Genomic DNA, 17262 nt, shown 5'->3' with positions numbered 1-17262 from the left:
CCTGACCGCCCTGACCGCCCTGACCGCCCTGACCGCCCTGACCGCCCGTCGGGAACGATCTCCGCGAGGTGTTCGTCACACATGGCGGGGAGATCCTCACGGCAGGTGAGGACGGGGTGGGACAGACCCTGTCGTTTTCCGGCGCGGCGTGGCACGATCCCCCGGGTGACCGTATGTTACTGACGGGAAATCAGGTCTTGGGGGATGTATGGGTAGGGGCAAGCGCAGCCTGATCGCGGCGGCGGTGGCCGCGGTCTGCGCGGTCACTGTGCTGACGGTTCCGGGCACCGCCTTCGCGGCCCCGGCTCCCACGCCCACGCCGCTCCCCACCACGAACCCCGATCTGACCCTGCCGCCGTCGTCCGACACGGACCTGGAGGCGGTGCGCACCAGGCTCGACGCGCTGTACCACGACGCCGCGGTCGCCACCGACGCCTACAACGCGGCCGAGGAGCAGGCGGAGAAGCAGTCCACGGAGATCGTGGAGCTGGCGAAGAAGATCGCCGAGGGCCGTGAGGCGCTGGCCGGCCTGAAGGACCGCGCCGGCGCCGCGGCCCGCGCCCAGTACCGGGGCGGCGGTCTGCCCGACGAGGCGAAGCTGGTGCTCAGCGACAGCCCGGGCGAGTTCCTCGACGGGGCGGGCCGGGCCCGGCAGGGCCAGCGGGCGACCGAGGGACTGCTCGGCGAACTGACCCGCACCCAGCAGGACTTGGAGCAGTACGCCAAGGACGCCTCGGCCCAGTGGCAGAAGCTGGAGGCCAACCGCAAGGCCAAGGCGACGGCCCAGAAGAAGGTCGAGCAGCAGATCGCGGCCGCCGAGAAGCTGGAATCGGAGCTGGAGCAGGAGGAGCGGGACCGCCTCACCCGGCTCCAGGAGCAGGCCGCCCAGCGGGCGCAGACCGCCTGGCTGGACAGCGGCGCCCTGGCCGGCGTCGACAGCCAGGCCGGCCCGCAGGGCGAGCAGGCCATCGCGTATGCGACCGCGCAGCTCGGCAAGCCGTACGTGTGGGGCGCCGAGGGGCCGGAGTCCTTCGACTGCTCCGGTCTGACGTCGCAGGCCTGGGCGTCCGCCGGTGTCCAGGTCCCGCGGACCTCGCAGGAGCAGTGGCGGCAGCTGACGCGCGTCGACGTCAAGGACATGCGCCCCGGGGACCTCATCGTCTACTTCGACGACGCCAGCCACATCGCGCTCTACCTGGGCGACGGGAAGATGATCCACGCCCCGCGCCCGGGCCGGACGATCACCGTCGCGGGCGCCGGCTCGATGCCGATACTCGGGGTGGTCCGCCCGGACGCGTGAGGGCGCTCCGGCCGCGGCGCACGGGACGTACGGCATGTACGGGGCTGAGGGCGCGCCTGACCGAGGGTGCGCCCGCCCGTGACACCGCCCACGTGACCCACCGCACCTCAACCCGTCGGCAAACCACGCGCCGACGTGACGTTCGTCATCCCCGCACCGGTCCCACCCTGCCCAACTGCGCCACAATTGGCGGCATATGACGCCGGTCTGAGATCAAGCGGCGTGCTGTGGACCATTCCGCTGCGGCCCTTTCTGCCGCTATGGTCCCCGTCGGTGGGTCGAGGTCCCTCGTACCCGCCATGCCCTCGGGGGGAGGGAAGGAACCCAGGACAATGCCCGTACCCGTACCGCGGCAGAGAGCGATCCCGGCCGTGGAGTGTGGTCAGGCGCAGGCCGCGCCCGCAGTCGGCGGCCCCTCCAAGGAAGAAGCCCCGCGCACGGACGACCGGAACGACCATCGCGACGAAGCGAAGAACCCCACGGTCGGGGACGACGCCGCCACCAAGGGCGACCGCGTCCCTCCCGGTGTGAGCGCCGCCGCCCACACCAACCTGACACTGCTGCTGATCGAGGACGACCCCGCGGCCGCCCCGATCGTCCCCGGCCTGATCGACTCGGCCGGCAAGCCGATCCGTGTGCGCACCGCCCGCAACCTCACCGAGGCCGAGCGGCTGCTCACCGACGACGTCCACTGCATCCTGCTGGACCTCGCGCTGCCCGCGCCCGGACGCACCGCCGACGACGACGAGCTGGCCGTACTCAGGCATGTCCTGAAGCTCGCGCCCCGGCACGCCGTGCTCGCGCTCACCGCGTCCGGCGACGCCGAGCGCGGCGCGCAGGCCGTGCGGGTGGGCGCCCAGGACTACCTGTTCCGCGACGAGCTGGACGGCCGGCTACTCAGCCGCGCCATCCGGTACGCCGTGGAGCGCAAGCGGTCGGACACCGCCGAGCGGCGGCTCGCCGAGGGCAAGCTGCGCGCGCAGGAGAACGCCCGCCTGGAGCGCGGCCTGCTGCCGACGCCCCTCCTGGAGGGCTCGCCGCTGCGTTTCGCCGCCCGCTACCGCCCCGGCCGCTCGCGCGCGCTGCTCGGCGGCGACTTCTACGACACCGTCCGCACCCCGGACGGCACCGTCCACGCCATGATCGGCGACGTCTGCGGGCACGGCCCGGACGAGGCGGCGCTCGGGGTGGAGCTGCGCATCGCCTGGCGGGCACTGACGCTGGCCGGGCTGTGCGGCGACGAGCTGCTGAACACACTGCAGCAGGTGCTGGAGCACGAGCGCGACGACGACGAGATCTTCGCGACGCTGTGCACGGTGGACATCGCGCCCGACGGCCGCCGTGCGGGCCTGTGCCTGGCCGGTCACCCGGCACCGCTGATCGCCCGCCCGGACCGGCCTGCCCGGCTGCTGCCCTACGAGAACAACGGCCCGGCCCTCGGCCTGCTGCCGGGCGCCCGCTGGCCGCGGATGCAGGTCGAGCTGGGCGCGCAGTGGAGCCTGATGCTCTACACCGACGGACTGATCGAGGGCCGCGTCGGCGAGGGGCGTGAGCGGCTGGGCCAGGACGGCATGGTGGAGATGATCCGCCGCCAGCTGGCCTCGGGCCTCCAGGGCGAGGATCTGCTGCGGGCCGCCGTCAACGAGGTGCGGGAGCTCAACGGCGGGGAGCTGACGGACGACGTGGCGGTGGTGTTGCTCGACCGCGTGCCGTGACCACGGTCGCGGCGGCGGATCGGCGGTGTCGCCTGGTCGGCGGTGCTGCCTGATCAGCGGTGGCGCCTGAACGGCGGTCGTGCATGACCAGCGGTGGCGCCTGGTCGGCGGTGTCCCGCCGGCGGTGATGCGGCGGGAGCGGCGTTCAGCGGCCGCCGTTGTACGGGCCGTAGGGGCCGTCGCTGCTGGAGCCGCCTCGGCGGGGGCGGCCGCCGCCGGGGAGGGAGCGCAGGGCGGGGCGCACGTCGACCATGTACACGATGGTCGCGACCAGGCCGATGACCGGCAGGAACGACAGGATCGGGAAGATCAGGTTCACCACGAAGGCCAGGCCGAGGATGATCATCCAGAACGGTTTGGTCTGCTTGTCGGCAGCCCGGTAGCCGTCCTCGCGGCGGATCGCCGCGTCGACGAGAGCGAAGCCGCTGAACACGATCAGGGCCAGGCTCAGCAGAGACATGAACCCTGCGAAACCTTGCATCAGCACTACGTCCACCACCCGACTCGGCACGACTCCGACTTGACCGGGCCTGCTCGTTCCGCCCGGTTCGTTCTCGGTTCTACGCGGTCACCGTACCCGCAACCTCACTCCCGCTACCCGGACAACGGGCCGGGCACTCCAGGAGTGCCCGGCCCTTCGGCGTGTTCGCCGCGTCCGCTTCGCCCGCGGTCACGCCGTCTTCGTACGTGCCCGTCCGGCGCGGTCGGTCTCACTTGGCCGGCGGGGTCGTCTTCTTCGCCGTGGGGGTCTTGCGGGGGGCCGGGGCCTTCTTGGGGGCCGGCGCGGGCTTCTTCGCCGTCAGGGGGTCGACCTTGGCCTCGGCCGGGGTGGCGACGGGCGCCGGGGCGGGCTTCGGCTCGGTCTTGATCTCGGTCACCGTCCCGGGCGTGGTGTCCTCCTTGCCCTCGACGACGATCGCCAGCTCCTCGATCTCCTCGGCGGCCTCGCCGCGCCAGGTGCGCACGGCCTGCTCGCCGTGCTCGGCGACCTTCTCGTAGGTCTCACGGGCCTTGACGGCGTACTCGGCGGCGACGCCGACACCGCGCAGCGCGAAGTCCTGGGCGGACTCGCCGAGCTTCTTCAGGTCGGCGTCGAGCGTGCTGCCCAGCTTCTTCAGGTCGCCGTCGAGGCTGCCGAGGAACTCGCCGACCTTGCTCTGGAAGGACTCCTGCGCCTCCTTGGCCTTGGCGCCGGCCTCCTTGGCACGGGCGGCGGCCTTCTCCTGCACGGCCTTGGGGTCGGTGTTGCGGACGGCCTCGAAACGGGCCGGGGCCTCCGTGCGCAGCTGCTCCACCAGACCCGGCACCTTCTTCGCCTGCTGGAGGGCCAGGTCGGCGGTGCCCGCGGCGAAGTAGAGCGGGGTCGGGTCGCTGAGGGTCTTGCGCAGGTCGTCGCTGATGGCCATGGTGTTGGTCTCCCGTAGTCGCGTTCTTGAGGTTCGTCGATATCGGTTGGTGCGGATCCGCAGCCGGCGTCCGGTCCCCTGGTCCGGTCAACCGGCCGTCTGCTGCGGATCGGCGTCGCTGCCGCCGAGGTCCCGGGAGTCCACGGCGCCGTCGCCGGGCGCGAACCCGTTCTCCTTGCGGAAGGACTCGTAGATCTGGAGCAGCACCTGTTTCTGCTGCCCGGTGAGCGCGGGGTCGGCAAGGATGACGGCCCGCACCTCGACCTCGTCACGGTCCCGCTCGGCGTCCAGGATGCCCGCGCGCACGTAGAGCGTCTCGGCGGAGATCCGCAGGGCCTTGGCGACCTGCTGCAGCACCTCGGCGCTGGGCTTGCGCAGCCCTCGCTCGATCTGGCTCAGGTACGGATTGGACACCCCGGCGGCGTCGGCGAGCTGCCGCAGCGAGAGCTGAGCGTTTCGTCGCTGCTCGCGCAGGTACTCACCGAGATTGCCGACGTTGAGCGATGCCATGCCTCCACAGTGCCTCACTCCCGCTAACAATTGCAAGCACCCGCTTGCAAAAGTGCGGTTTCGCTCGGTGCCGGGGGGTGTTGTCGGTAGGCCCTGCCAGAGTGCCGGTCATGGATGAACTGGTGGAGCGTGTCGACGATCGGGATCGTGGGCTGGGGGCGGTGGTCAGCCGCCGGGAGGCCGTCCGGGAGGGGTGGCTGCACCGGGTCGCCGTGACCGTGTGCCGTGACGAGCGCGGGCGGATCCTCGTCCACCGCCGGTCGGAGCACCTGTCGCGCTTCCCCGGGCTCTACGAGGTCCTGGTCGGCGGTGCCGTGAATGCCGGCGAGTCCTACGAGCAGGCCGCCGCGCGGGAGCTGGCCGAAGAGCTGGGCGTGCGGGTGCGGCCCCGCCTGCTGTTCACGTTCCTCAACCGCAGCGGTCTGAGCCCTCACTGGCTCGGCGTGCACGAGGCCGTGGCGCCGGACATCGTGACCGCCGATCCTGAGGAGGTCGCCTGGCACGCCTGGCTGACCGAGCCGCAACTCCGGTCGGCCCTGCAGGAGTGGAACTTCACCCCCGACAGCCGCGAAGCCTTCAACCGGTACCTCACGTTCCGGACCACGCAGTCCTGACCTCGCCCACCTCGTCACGGACCGGGACACCCGCTCGTACGGGGAAGAATCCCGCCGACGCCCAACGCGACGCCGACCTACCGTTCCCCCCATGACCTCCCTGGACACCGACACCGACGACAAGACCGGCGTGACCATCCGCTGCCGGGACAACGCCTCCGTCGGCGTGACCCTCTGCGACCGGTTCGGCCTCGACGCGGACTGCGTGCACTACGCCGTCGAGCTGCGGGCCCCGGGCCTGACCGCCCGCGTCGACGAGGTGGTCGCCTGGGTCCGGGACAGCGGCCTCCCCGGATTCCTGAAAGGACTGGCCGCGGACTACCGCGGGTGGGACGGTGAGCGGCACTGGCAGACCGACGACCGTGACCTGGCGGTGTCGGCCGTCTTCCGGTCGGGCGGCCACGTCGGGCTGACCTGGACCCTGCGCCCCTGGCCCCGAGCCGCCGGCGGCTGGAGCGCCTCGGCGACCACATGGCTGGAGGCCGGCGAGCAGATGGCGTCCCTGGCAGCCGACGTCCGGCGCTTCCTCGCCGAAGAGCACGGGTGACGCCCGCCGGCGCCCCGTCGCGCTGACTCAAAAGCGTGGGGCGCGGCCTCGGGGTGGGGCATCATCAAGCATGCTCCCCGATGACGTGCAGACCACCGAAGGCGACACCACGCGAGGCGACCGGCGCCGTCCGGGCAGTGGCCCGGATGTCGGGCGATGGCGCCTCACCGAGGACGTGGACGAATACCTCGCCCTTGCCGGAGGGTTCCTGCGGTCCCGGCCGGGGCGGCATGTCATGCAGTTGACGTGGGCCGAGAGGCTTCGGGCGCGGGGGGCGGAGGCGTTCGGCTGCACCGAGGCTCCCGTCTTCGGTGTGCTGGAGCGGGCGGGCGAGGTCGAGGCCGCCTTCCACCGGCTCCGGCCCCGCGCTGTGGCCCCCACCCCGCTCACCCCCGAGCAGGCCGACGGCCTCGCCGACCGTCTCGCCGCCCTCGGGCACCCCCTCCCCGCCGTCAGCGCGGACCACGACACCGCCACCGCCTTCGCCGAGGCCTGGCAGCGGCGCACCGGCGCGACGCCGGCGCTCCGCGCCACCCGGCTCTGCCTGTACGGCCTCGGCACGCTCACCCCGCCGGACCCGCACCCGGCCGGCCGGGCCCGCCTCCTGGGCGACGAGGACCTCGAGGAAGTCATGTACTGGTGCGGCGAGTTCGCCGCGGCCGTCGGCGAGGACGTCACCATCGACGCCGGCACCTGGGCCGGCACCCGCTACGCCGACAAGCGCTACATGGTGTGGGAGACCCCCGACGGCGACGCCGTCTCCGTCGCGGGCATGAACCCGCTGATCGGCGGCCAGGTCCAGGTGGACGTCGTCTACACCCCGGCCCACCTTCGCGGTCGCGGCTACGCGGCCGCCGTGACGGCCGAGGTGAGCCGGGCGGCGCTGGCGGCGGGCGCACGGGAGGTCGTCCTCTTCGCGGACCTGGCCAACCCGACGAGCAACGCCGTCTACCAGCGCCTCGGCTACCGCCCGCTCACCGAGTGGTCCACGTACGACTTCGCCCCCGCCGCGGAGTAGGCGGGAAGGCCATGCCGCGTACCCACTTTTTTGTGCGTACTTGGCAGCCGACGGCCCTGCCGCGAGGCTGGTGACAGGTGGTCAGGAGGCGGCCAGCCCGTCAAGGCGGCGGTGGCCCCAGTCGGAAAGGGGGGCCAGCGCCTCGGACAGCTCACGGCCGAACGGGGTGAGGGAGTAGACGGTCTTCAGGGGGAGGACGTCGTGCACTTCCCGGTGCACGAGACCGTCGGCCTCCATCTCCCGTAACGCCTGGGTCAGCACCTTCTCCGTCAGCCCCGGCAGCCGCCGGCGCAGTTCGGCGGGGCGGTGCGGGCCGGATTCCAGCAGCCAGAGCACGCTGGTCTTCCACTTGCCGTCGATCACGGCGATCGCGGCGGTCACTCCACAGACGTTCGTGTGCTCGGCACGCCTGCTCGCCATTCGTCTCCCCCTCTTTGTCATCAAATGTTCTTCATCATAAGGGAGTTGAGCCATGTCCTCATCGTCTGCCGACCTCTCTGTCACCGTTGTGGGGCTGGGCCCCATGGGGCGTGCGCTCACCGGCGCCTTCCTGGACGCGGGGCTGCGCACCACGGTGTGGAACCGGACCCCGGGCCGGGACCGGGAGCTGGTCGAACGGGGCGCCGTGGCAGCGGACACCGCGCAGGAGGCCGTCGCGGCGAGCGCGCTGACGGTGGTGTGCGTGCGGGACTACGACGCCGCCGACGCCGTCCTGCGGGCGGAGCCGGTCACCGCCGCGCTCAAGGGGCGCACGGTCGTGAACCTCTGCGCCGACACCCCGGCCCGCGCCCGGGACACCGCCGACTGGGCGGCCCGGCACGGAGTGCGGTACCTGGACGGCGCGATCATGACGCCGACGGACACCATCGGAACGCCCGCCGGGGTGTTCCTGTACAGCGGGCCCGCGGACCTCTACGAGAAGTGGCTGCCCGCGCTGCGCGCCTTCGGCGGCTCCCACACCCACCTCGGTGAGGAGATCGGCCGGGCCGCCGCCCACGACGTGGCGCTGCTCGACGTGTTCTGGACGGCGAAGGCGGGCTGGGCCCACGCCGTGGCGCTGGCCCGCGCCGAGGGGGTCACCGCGAGTGAGCTGGCCCCGTACGCCGCGGGCATCGCGGCGATCCTCCCGGCGCAGTTCGCGGAGACCGCCGCCGAGGTGGACGAGGCCACCTTCTCCGGCGAGGCCTACCCCGTCACGTCGGCGGCGGTGACCATGAAGCACGTCATCGACGCCTCCGAGGCGCACGGCATCGACGCGGCCGTCATGCGGGCGGTGGAGGGCCAGGCCCGCCGGGTCATCGGCCGGGGGCACGGCGCGGACGGCTACATCCGGGTGGTGGAGGAAATCGAGCCGAAGCAGACGCCGGCGCGGCATTAACCCGCAGCCACCCCTCCAGCACCTCGAAGTCGGCGTCCGTGAGGCCGTGCCGGTGGTCCACACGGTGCAGAAGGGCCGGGCCCGGGTGCAGGGCGGCGACCAGGTCCTCGTCCACGGCGCCGATCTCGTCGTCGATCCAGACGAAGGGCCGGCCGGCCGCCCGGTCCAGCAGTGGCGGCGTCTTCCAGTGCGGGCCGGACGGGGCCGGCGTACGCGGCGGCTCCAGCACCGGCAGCGGGGGCAGTCCGAGCCACGGCGCCACCACCGCGTTGGCGTCCTCCAGCCAGGTCGTGGCCCACACCAGCTCACACCCGAGGGCGAGCAGGCGAGGCCCGAGAGCCGGGTCGAGACGGGACAGCAGCGGATGCACCTCGTCCGGCGCGGTCCAAGGTCCCCAGGAGGGGCCAGGACGGTGAACCGGATACGGCCCCGGCCCCCCGAAGGGGATCAACGGCCCGTCGACGTCGAGGAAGAGCAGCATCACCGCCCACCATCCCACCCGCCCCGGAACCTCACCAGGGCAGCTCCCGCTCGTGAACCACCTCCAGGCGCGTCACCGCGCGGGTCAGCACCACGTAGAGCCGGTTCAGGCCGCGTTCCTCCGCCTCGGCGATCGCCGCCGGTTCCACGGCGACGACATGGTCGTACTCGAGGCCCTTGACCTCCGTCGCGGCGATCACCGCCACCCGTGCGGCCGGGTCGGCGGGGTCGGCGGCGAGGGGGATCCCGGCCGCGGTGAGGGCCTGGCGAATGCGGGAGGCGTCGGCGTCCGGGGTCACGACGCCTACGGAGCCCTCGTGGGCGAGGGCGTCCCGCACGGCGGCCACCACCTCGGCCGTGAGGCCGCCGTGCGCGCGCCGGATGCGCAGTTCGCCGTCGCGCCGGAGGGAGCGGCCGGGCGGGACGCCGGCGTCGAGGCGGGCGAGGAGCCGGTTGGCCAGGGCGAGCACCGCTGTGGGGACCCGGAACCCGGTGGTCAGCGCGACCACCGCCGCGTCGGGCCGGCCCAGGTGGGCGAGGAGCTCCGGCCAGGTGCGCGCCGCCCAGGGCGTGGTGCCCTGGGCCAGGTCGCCGAGGACGGTCAGCGCCCCCGAGGGCGCCCGGCGGGCGATGGCCCGGCACTCCATCGGGGAGAGGTCCTGCGCCTCGTCGACCACGACATGGCCGTATCCCTGGGGGCGTTCGACGAGGCCGGCGATCTCGTCGAGGAGGACGAGGTCGGCCGCAGACCAGCGCGCGGACCTGTACGAGCGGGGCGGGCGCGGCCAGAGGAGGGCGCGCTGCTCGGCGGGGCCGAGGACCCCGTGCGCGGCCTCGCCCAACGCCTTTGCATCGGTGAGGAGTTCGGCCAGCACCTCTTCCGGTCGCGCCTTCGGCCATACGGCGTCCACGCAGGCGCTGACCGGACGCGACCGTTGCGTCCGGCGCTGCCAGGCGGCCGGCCGCGGTCCCCCGCGGCGCTCGGCCTGCTCCTGGATCCGGCGCGTGATCCGGCTGCGTACGCGCTCACGGCCGACCTCGTACGGCGGGGCCTCGGCGAGGACGTCGGTCACGATGCGGGCGAGTTCGTCGCCCGTGACCCGCCATCGGTACGAGCCGTCCGGCACGGCGAGATCGTCGACGCGGGCGGCGGTCACCCTGCCGTGGAGGGCCCGGCGCAGCACCTGTGCCATCCGGGGGTCGTGTTTGACGGCGGCCGTGCCGGCGGGGTCGACGGCGCTCACCGGGTGGCGGGCGATCTCGTCGAGGAGGGTCGACTGGCGGACGCCGGTCTCTCCGAGGGCGGGCAGGACCTCGGCGATGTAGGAGAGGTAGCCGCGGTGGGGGCCGAGGATCAGCAGGCCGCCGTCGCGGTGGACGCGCCGGGGGTGGGTGTAGAGGAGGTAGGCGGCCCGGTGCAGGCCCACCGCGGTCTTGCCGGTGCCGGGGGCGCCCTGCACGCACACGGACCGGTCCCGGTCCTCGCGGACGAGGTCGTCCTGCTCGGGCTGGATGGTGGCCGCGATGTCGCGCATCGGGCCGAGGCGGGGCCGTTCGATCTCGCGGGTGAGGAGGTCGCCGTGTCCGTGCTCGCCGTGGCCCAGGTGTTCGTCCTCCAGGGCGGTCAGATCGGCGGAGTCGCCGCGGCTGCCCGGCGCCCAGCCGAAGCGGCGGCGCACGGCGACGCCCAGCGGTTCGCGGGGGCTCGCCTGGTAGAAGGCGCGGGAGACGGGCGCGCGCCAGTCGACGACGAGGGGCGGGGCGGCCGGGTGCTCGGCGATGCGGAGGCGGCCGATGTGGTGACTGAGCCCGGCGTGGTCGCCGGCGCCCTCGGCGAAGTCCAGCCGTCCGAAGAACAGGGGCCCTTCGGGGAGTTCGCGCAGGGCCTTGGCCTGGCTGCGCAGCCGGTGGCCGAGCACTTCGGCGTCGGCGCCGGAGGCGGAGACGTCCTCGCCGGTGACGACCTGGAGGTCGGCGCCCGCGACCATCGCGGCGAGGGCCGTGCGGCAGGCGTCGTGGTGGGCGCGTTCGCGGCGGAGGGAGGTGTGGAGCTCGGCGGGGTCCTCGGGGCGTGGGGCGGCAGCGGGAGACGTCATGCCGACGACCCTAGCCCAATAACGTTACCGAGTTAATTTTTTTACCGGGCTTCACCTGGTGATCGTTCACGCGAGGTGCGGCAGCCCCGCCTCCAGCCCCGCGAACGCCCGCTCCGCCGCCGCCACCGCATCCGGGCGGACGGCCGCCACCCGCTCGCCGGCCTCGATCCGCCGCCAGTTCTCCTCCGCGAGGACGCGCCGCACGGCGACGATCTGACCGGCCGCCAGCCTGGCGTCGAGGTCGCCGCCCAGGGCGTCGGCGAGGGCGGCCTCGGAGCGCTCCACATGCGCGTGGAGCCCGGCGACCAGGGCGGGCGTGCCGTAGAGGAGGGTGTGGAAGACGCGGACCTCCGGGTCGTCGTTCAGGCCGGTGACGGGGTCGGCGGCGGCCAGCAGGTCGAGGAAGCGGCGGCGCAGCGCGGGCAGGGGGGCGGCGCCTTCGGCGCGCGCCGCGGTGACCACGTCGGCCGCCTCCCGCTCGTGGTCGGCGATCCGGTGCAGGACGAGGTCCTCCTTGGCCGGGAAGTACCGGAACAGCGTCGGCTTGGAGATCTCGGCGGCCGCCGCGACCTCCGCGACGGACACCGCGTCGAACCCCCGCTCGACGAAGAGCCGTACGGCGGTGTCCGACACGTTCTGGAACGTCCGTCGCTTCTTGCGTTCACGCAGGCCGGGCTCGCTCATGGGGCGAGCCTACGCATCCGCCGTCCTCACCCGGGCGCGGGCCGTGTACGGGTTCGTCGTCGGGGGGACGGGCAGGCCGAGGGCCGTGGTGGCGGCGACCAGGGTGGAGGCGTAGGAGTCGACGGCGCGGCGGACGTTGGGGGCGTCCAGGGCGGCGCCGGTGACCAGGCGGTCGAGGTCGATGTAGGCGGAGCGGACGATCTCGACGCAGCGGTAGACGCGCCAGTCGCGGCGCCAGTCCCGGGTGTACTCGGGGGCCAGCCGCCGCTCCCAGCGGCGGACCATGCGCTCCCTGATCTCCTGGCGGTTGGGGGTGAGGTGCATGTGCCGGACCAGGTCGTAGAGGGGGTCGCCGACGAGTGCCATCTCCCAGTCGATGATCGTGAGTCCGAGCGCGTCGTCGCGGCACACCAGGTTCCACGGGTTGAGGTCGCCGTGCAGGAGCGCGGGCACGCGGTCGGTGACCGTGTGCCGGGAGAGGATCTCCCCCAGCCGCTGGTGGTCGGGCAGGCCGAGCGACCGCGCCAGCCGCATGGAATCCCTGGGCAGGTCCCTCACCAGGGCGACGAGTTGCCCCGTGAGCCAGGCGTGGAAGCCGCCCTGTCCCGCCGCCGGGTCGACGCTCTCGTGGTTCACGGCGGTCAGGGCGCACAGCTGGTCCACGAGAGCGTCGGCCTCGTGCGGGCGCAGGCCGTTCACGGGGTGGACGGGGCGCAGGTCGACGTCCCAGGGGCCCACGTAGGTGTGGACGGCGAAGGCGTCGCCGGTGAAGTCCGTGCCCAGCGCGAGGACCCTCGGGGCGGCCACCTCGACGCCGGAGTCCTCGATGGCGCGGAGCACCGCGTGCTCGCTGAGGAAGCTCGGTTCCCTGCGGCAGACGTCGCGCAGTCTGCGCCGGACGACCACCGGGAACTCGACGCCCGGCACCCGCACCACCGAGTTGAGGTGCGCGGTGCCCTTCACCACCCGGCCGGCCGGGGCGGCGCCCTCCGCCAGCAGGGCGTCCCGGACCGCGGACGCCGGGAAGTCGGGGTGCTCCGGGAGGCGGGGGTCGGGCTTCCAGTCGAAGGCCCCGGCGCCTTGGTGCCGGCCGCCGATGTCGTCGAGGCCGCGCGAGGCCAGCCAGCGGAAGAGGGCGCCCTCGATCTCCAGGGGGGTGGGGACACGGCTCAGCCGCAGCGGTTCGGTCGCCGCCAGGACCGCCCGGTGCACCTCCGCCGTCGCCTCCTCCAGGCTCTCCTGGGTGAACGACCGCTCCAGGGACCGCGCGGCGCGCATGACGTCCGGGTACACGGACTGCGCCTTCTCGAAGGCCAGGTAGTGGTCCAGGTCCTTGGCCAGGCCGTTCACCGCGGCGGGGCGGACGTGCCGCATGGCCCGCGCCCAGGCCTCGGTGACCTCCTGCTCCTGGTGCCGCGGGTACCTCATGCGCACCAGGTGGGTGGCGAGGTCGTGCAGCGGGTCCCCGTAGGTGGCCGACCCCCAGTCGACGCAGACGACGGATGCGTCGCCGTCGGGGTCGCGGACGATCAGGTTGTCCCGGCGCAGGTCGGTGTGGAGCAGGCTGTACGGCCTCCGCGTCATCGGCAAAACCCGTTCCGCCAGCGCGGACAGGGCGTCGGCGGGGATGCCCAGCGCCGTGAACAGGCCGCCGAAGACAGCCCAGTTGGGCCTGCGGATCTGCTCGTCGGCGAGCCGGGCCAGGGTCCGCAGGAAGGCGCGGCTGTCGGTGTGGTTGGCGGGCCACGCCGACGGCAGGGGCGGCAGCGCCGAGGCGCGCACCTGGGTCAGCCGGGCCAGCAGCGTGGTCAGTGACTCGACGAGCAGCGCGTCGACAGGTTTACCGTTTCCGCACAGCGCCGACAGCGGTTCGCCCGGCACATGGCTGTGCACGGCGAACCCCGGCCCCTCGGCCAGGCACCGCGGGGTGTGCGGCAGGACGGCGCGGACGGCGTTCTGGACGGCCTTCTCCCCGCGCCAGGTCCTGATCACCGCGGGCAGCGCGTCGGAGCGCCGGATCCGCACGGTGACCGGTGCTCCGGCCTGCCCGCCGACGATCCGGGCCACATCCGGCGGCAGGTCCAGCACATGGTCGCGACGGTGGGGACCGCCGGCCGACGGGGTCGACGCCGCGTCCCGGACGAAGGCGTGGAGCACGGCGGCGGACCTGCTCCGTGCGGCCGTTCGCCCCCCGAAGGGGCGGGGGGAAACAGGGTCGTCGCCCACTGGGCCGCTCCGGTGCTCACACTCGTCGAATGGATACGGCAAACGCTAGATGCCGTGTGCTGCCGCGCACGCCCGGACCGCCTTGAGCTGGGCCATTGGGTTGATCACCGCTCAGACGCGTCCGGCGTGGTCGAGGAATCGGGCCTGTTCGCCGTCTCGTACGTGCCGGCGGGAGCTGTTGCTCACGCGATTGCGGAACTGTAGCGCAGCTCCCGAGCCGGGTGGTGCGAAGACGTGAGAAGACGCCGCGACCGTCACCCCGTTCGACTCAGGGCGCCTGTCTGACGGTGTCCAGCACCGCCTCCAGCGAGGCCACCACGGTCGTCGCTCCGGCGTCTCTCAGGAGCTTTTCCTTGCGCTCGTTGCGGGCGTAGCCGAGGAAGGGGACGCCTGCCTCGCGGGCGGCCTGGAAGTCGGCGGGGGTGTCGCCGATCATCAGCGCGGTGCCGGGCGCCGAGCCTGTCGCGTTGAGGGCGCGGCGCAGGCAGTGCGGGTGGGGCTTGAGGAGGTGCAGGTCCTGGGTGCGGCCGTAGACATGGGGCGCGAAGCAGCCGGTCAGGCCGCGGCTGTCCAGGTAGGCGCCGACCACCCGGGGGGAGTTGTTGGTCGTGATGGCCAGGCGGGCGCCGACGGCCGACCAGGTGCGTATCAGGGGGTCGGCCCAGGCGGTGGGCATCGCCGAGGCGGCGGCCTTCAGCTCCTCCTGGGTGAGGCGCTCCTCCAGCTCCGCGACGAGGTCGCTGCCGGGGTGGCGGCGGTCCACGGCGCGCAGCACGGCGTGCGGGTCGAGCGACTCCCGTTCGGACTCCGTCAGCAGCCCGCGCAGTCCGCGTCCCTCCAGCCACTCCACCAGGCCGTCGGCCACCAGTTCGGCCGAGTGCCGTGCGAACAGCCGGCAGATCGGTCCGTCGAAGTCCCAGAGCACGACTCGGGCACGCCTGATCGTTTCCCGCAGATCCACGGTTGTGTCCTCGGTCTCGGATGCCACCAGATCAGTCTGCGTCGTATCAGAAGTCACTAGGAGAGTGTCAGGTCCGAGGTGATTGTTTCCCAGAGGGCGTCGAACCACTTCTGGGATTCCTCGACGAAAGCGGCGTCCCGCCGGCCGGCCGCCTTCTCGAAGGAGAACAGCAGGGACTCGGTGCCCAGCACGTCGTACATTTCGAGGGTGCCGTCCTCGGTCGGCTCCTCCCGGCGCTCGACCATGTAGTAGGCCATCAGCGCCTCGCTGCCGTTGAGCAGGTACAGCTTCACCGGCGGGGTGAACGGCAGGGCCCTGAAGGTGACGTTGACGTCGACGCCGTGGGTGCGCAGGGTGAGCAGGTTGTGCCGCAGGACGTGGCCCTGGGCGTTGCGCATCGCCAGCCAGCGCTGGTGCACCGGGTCGTCGTCGCTCCGTCCGTCGACGGGGACGGGGAAGGCGAGGTTGATGTCGCGCGAGGGCAGGAGGATGCGCACGTCGATCCGCTCGGGGCGGATGCTGCCGCCGTGGATGAGGCGCAGCGGTTCGCCGAGGGCCGGGATGAGGCTCTCGGAGGTGAGGCAGGCGGCGTCGATGCGGACGTGCGGAGCGGAGAAGGCCTCGGTCAGGCGAGGGGCGAGGGCGACCATCGTGGGCTGGGGCTCTTCCCGGGCCGGCGCCGGGGGTTCGGCGATGCGCGGGGGGCTGCCCTTGCTGACGTCGGTGAGCAGTCCGTCGTCCTGGAGCGCCCGCAGGGCCTGGCGTACGGCGCCCCGCTCGACGTCGAACTCGTGAGCCAGCTCGGCCTGGGTGGGCAGGCGGTCGCCCGCCTTGAGATCCCCGACGCGGATGCGTTCGCGCAGGACATCGGCGATCTCCTGGGGCGAGAGCCTTCTGCTGCCGTTCACGGCCACGTTCTCCTGGGTCACGACCAAACGCTACAACTTCGATCCATCTGAGGGCAGTTGCTTGGAAGTTGTTTAGTAGTTGCTGCCAAGTGGGGACAACATTATCAGAGTTGGTTGCCAACTTGGCCCAGTTGGCAGAACCCCGTCTCCGCAGCGTCTCCGAAGGGACCCGCCTCCGCAGCACATCCGAAGAGAGGAACCGCCATGACCGCCCTCACCGTCCTCTCCGCCGTTCTCGAACAGGCCGTCCAGTGGAAGTACGGCACCGCCGGCACCGTCGGCCTGCTCATGCTCACCGTCGGCATCAGGACCGGCCGCCCCGGCGTCAGTTCCGCAGGCGCCGTGATCCTCGCCCTCCTGGTCAGCGGCCCCGCCGTCAACTCGTGAGCGTCAGCCCGGAGCTGATCGTCTCCCAGAGCGCGTCGAACCAGCGCAGCGACTGCTTCACGAACGCCGAGTCACGCGGCCCGGCGCCCTCTTCGAAGGCGAACAGAACCGACCGCGTGCCCTCGGCGTCGTACATCTGGAGCTGCTCGTGGTCGATCTCCTGCTCGCGGCGCTGCACGGTGTAGTACGCCAGCAGCGCCTCCGTGCCGTTGAGGAGGTACAGCTTGACCGGCGGGGTGAAGGGCAGCGCGCGGAAGCTGACGTCGACGTCGATGCCGTGCGTCTCGCGCAGCGTGAGCAGGTTGTGCTGCAGCACCTGGCCCTGGGCGTTGCGGTGGGACAGCCAGCGGCGTTGCAGCCGCCCGGCCTCCGAGGCGTCCACCGGGGTCGGGAAGGCCAGTTCGATGTCCCGGGACGGCAGCAGGACCCGCACCTCGATCTTGGCCGGTTTCAGCTCCCCGGCGTGGATCCGCCGCAGCGGTTCGCCGATGGCGAGGGTCAGCGAGACGGCCGTCAGGCACAGGGCGTCGATCCGCACGTGCGGAGCGGCGAACGCCTCGACGATACGCGGGGTCAGCGCCGCCATCGTGGGTTGCGGCGGCGTCCCCGGCCCGGCCGGGAAACCGCTCGCGCCGGAGTGCGGGGCGACCGTCGCCGGGGCGCCCTTCGTCACATTGGTGAGCAGGCGCTCCGCCTGGAGAATGCGCAGCGCCTGGCGCACCGCGCCCCGCTCCACCCCGAACTCGTCCGCCAGCCTGGCCTGGGTGGGCATGCGCTGGCCCGGCCGCAGCACCCCGGTCCTGATCCGGGTGCGCAGCTCGTCGGCCACGTCACGGGGGGTCGGCCGCGGCCGCGCCGGCCGCCCCGGGCTCCCCCGCCCCTTGACGGAGGCATGTTCCGGCTCCACGACCGAACACTACAACTTCTCGCCATCTTGCGGCAGTTCAAGGAGAGATGGTTATAGGACGCTTCCAAACGGACATAAGTACAGTGAAGTTGGCTGCCAACTTCAACAACGTGGTCAAACTTTCA

Annotated in this window: 18 protein-coding genes; 7 read left to right on the top strand and 11 right to left on the bottom strand. The window is 72.7% G+C overall.

From position 1 onward, the window contains the following. Nucleotides 1–208 precede the first annotated feature (208 nt). Together ACFYXA_RS21910 and ACFYXA_RS21905 are read left to right on the top strand one after the other, a co-directional pair. On the top strand, nt 209–1300 hold the full coding sequence (locus tag ACFYXA_RS21910) for an NlpC/P60 family protein (RefSeq protein WP_389035273.1): 1092 nt from the start codon (nt 209–211) through the stop codon (nt 1298–1300). A 332-nt stretch (nt 1301–1632) separates the two neighbouring features. Continuing rightward, a complete protein-coding gene (locus ACFYXA_RS21905) occupies nt 1633–3015 on the top strand; it encodes a PP2C family protein-serine/threonine phosphatase (RefSeq protein WP_389035270.1) in 1383 nt (460 codons plus the stop codon). Nucleotides 3016–3160: 145 nt separating this feature from the next. Here ACFYXA_RS21905 and ACFYXA_RS21900 read toward each other — a convergent pair whose 3' ends face one another. The 3 genes from ACFYXA_RS21900 to ACFYXA_RS21890 form a co-directional block, all read right to left on the bottom strand. Continuing rightward, the gene (locus ACFYXA_RS21900) at nt 3161–3496 is read right to left on the bottom strand and encodes a DUF2516 family protein (RefSeq protein ID WP_352246621.1); all 336 of its coding nucleotides are present in this window, start codon (nt 3494–3496) and stop codon (nt 3161–3163) included. 229 nt (nt 3497–3725) lie between these two features. Beyond that, nucleotides 3726–4421 (bottom strand): hypothetical protein, encoded by a 696-nt coding sequence (locus ACFYXA_RS21895; RefSeq protein WP_352246622.1) that lies wholly within the window; start codon nt 4419–4421, stop codon nt 3726–3728. An 87-nt stretch (nt 4422–4508) separates the two neighbouring features. Beyond that, a complete protein-coding gene (locus ACFYXA_RS21890) occupies nt 4509–4931 on the bottom strand; it encodes a helix-turn-helix transcriptional regulator (protein ID WP_351091764.1) in 423 nt (140 codons plus the stop codon). Nucleotides 4932–5041: 110 nt separating this feature from the next. On the opposite strand from ACFYXA_RS21890, the gene ACFYXA_RS21885 reads away from it, so the two are divergent. The 3 genes from ACFYXA_RS21885 (at nt 5042) to ACFYXA_RS21875 (ending at nt 7110) form a co-directional block, all read left to right on the top strand. Further along, nucleotides 5042–5545 (top strand): NUDIX hydrolase, encoded by a 504-nt coding sequence (locus tag ACFYXA_RS21885; RefSeq protein WP_389035265.1) that lies wholly within the window; start codon nt 5042–5044, stop codon nt 5543–5545. Between the two features lie 91 nt (nt 5546–5636). After that, entirely contained in the window at nt 5637–6092 is a 456-nt protein-coding gene (locus ACFYXA_RS21880; protein WP_389035261.1) for a DUF6228 family protein, read from the top strand. A gap of 70 nt (nt 6093–6162) precedes the next feature. Beyond that, the gene (locus ACFYXA_RS21875; RefSeq protein ID WP_389035258.1) at nt 6163–7110 is read left to right on the top strand and encodes a GNAT family N-acetyltransferase; all 948 of its coding nucleotides are present in this window, start codon (nt 6163–6165) and stop codon (nt 7108–7110) included. An 81-nt stretch (nt 7111–7191) separates the two neighbouring features. On the opposite strand, the gene ACFYXA_RS21870 is transcribed toward ACFYXA_RS21875, so the two are convergent. After that, nucleotides 7192–7530: a helix-turn-helix domain-containing protein gene (locus ACFYXA_RS21870; protein ID WP_130441859.1), complete on the bottom strand. Its 339-nt coding sequence runs from the start codon at nt 7528–7530 to the stop codon at nt 7192–7194. A gap of 52 nt (nt 7531–7582) precedes the next feature. On the opposite strand from ACFYXA_RS21870, the gene ACFYXA_RS21865 reads away from it, so the two are divergent. Next, nucleotides 7583–8488, top strand: a complete 906-nt coding sequence (locus tag ACFYXA_RS21865) for an NAD(P)-dependent oxidoreductase (RefSeq protein WP_389035254.1) — start codon at nt 7583–7585, stop codon at nt 8486–8488. On the opposite strand, the gene ACFYXA_RS21860 is transcribed toward ACFYXA_RS21865, so the two are convergent. The 6 genes from ACFYXA_RS21860 to ACFYXA_RS21835 all read right to left on the bottom strand — a co-directional run bounded on the left by ACFYXA_RS21860 (nt 8406) and on the right by ACFYXA_RS21835 (nt 15870). Then, nucleotides 8406–8969 (bottom strand): hypothetical protein, encoded by a 564-nt coding sequence (locus ACFYXA_RS21860; protein ID WP_389035251.1) that lies wholly within the window; start codon nt 8967–8969, stop codon nt 8406–8408. The genes ACFYXA_RS21865 and ACFYXA_RS21860 overlap by 83 nt on opposite strands. A 31-nt stretch (nt 8970–9000) precedes the next feature. After that, nucleotides 9001–11064: a HelD family protein gene (locus ACFYXA_RS21855; protein WP_389035248.1), complete on the bottom strand. Its 2064-nt coding sequence runs from the start codon at nt 11062–11064 to the stop codon at nt 9001–9003. Nucleotides 11065–11130: 66 nt separating this feature from the next. Beyond that, nucleotides 11131–11748, bottom strand: a complete 618-nt coding sequence (locus ACFYXA_RS21850; protein WP_352246630.1) for a TetR family transcriptional regulator — start codon at nt 11746–11748, stop codon at nt 11131–11133. A 9-nt stretch (nt 11749–11757) separates the two neighbouring features. Continuing rightward, nucleotides 11758–13905 (bottom strand): phosphotransferase family protein, encoded by a 2148-nt coding sequence (locus ACFYXA_RS21845; RefSeq protein ID WP_389035245.1) that lies wholly within the window; start codon nt 13903–13905, stop codon nt 11758–11760. 337 nt (nt 13906–14242) lie between these two features. Beyond that, a complete protein-coding gene (locus ACFYXA_RS21840; protein ID WP_389035242.1) occupies nt 14243–15043 on the bottom strand; it encodes an HAD family hydrolase in 801 nt (266 codons plus the stop codon). Next, the gene (locus ACFYXA_RS21835; protein WP_389035239.1) at nt 14992–15870 is read right to left on the bottom strand and encodes a winged helix-turn-helix domain-containing protein; all 879 of its coding nucleotides are present in this window, start codon (nt 15868–15870) and stop codon (nt 14992–14994) included. Before ACFYXA_RS21835 ends, ACFYXA_RS21840 begins: the two co-directional genes overlap by 52 nt. Nucleotides 15871–16047: 177 nt before the next feature. Here ACFYXA_RS21835 and ACFYXA_RS21830 point away from each other — a divergent pair, with 177 nt between their 5' ends. Then, nucleotides 16048–16230 carry a hypothetical protein gene (locus tag ACFYXA_RS21830; RefSeq protein ID WP_130441847.1) on the top strand — a complete coding sequence of 61 codons (183 nt, stop codon included), beginning with the start codon at nt 16048–16050 and terminating at the stop codon, nt 16228–16230. Here the strand turns inward: ACFYXA_RS21830 and ACFYXA_RS21825 are convergent. Then, nucleotides 16220–17137, bottom strand: a complete 918-nt coding sequence (locus tag ACFYXA_RS21825; protein ID WP_389035236.1) for a winged helix-turn-helix domain-containing protein — start codon at nt 17135–17137, stop codon at nt 16220–16222. The two genes, ACFYXA_RS21830 and ACFYXA_RS21825, sit on opposite strands and share 11 nt — an antisense overlap. Nucleotides 17138–17262: the final 125 nt, after the last annotated feature.

Source organism: Streptomyces sp. NPDC002566, assembly GCF_042889585.1.
Classification (GTDB): domain Bacteria; phylum Actinomycetota; class Actinomycetes; order Streptomycetales; family Streptomycetaceae; genus Streptomyces.
The sequence above is the reverse complement of the archived record's forward strand: the minus strand, read 5'-3'. Positions and strand labels throughout refer to the sequence as shown.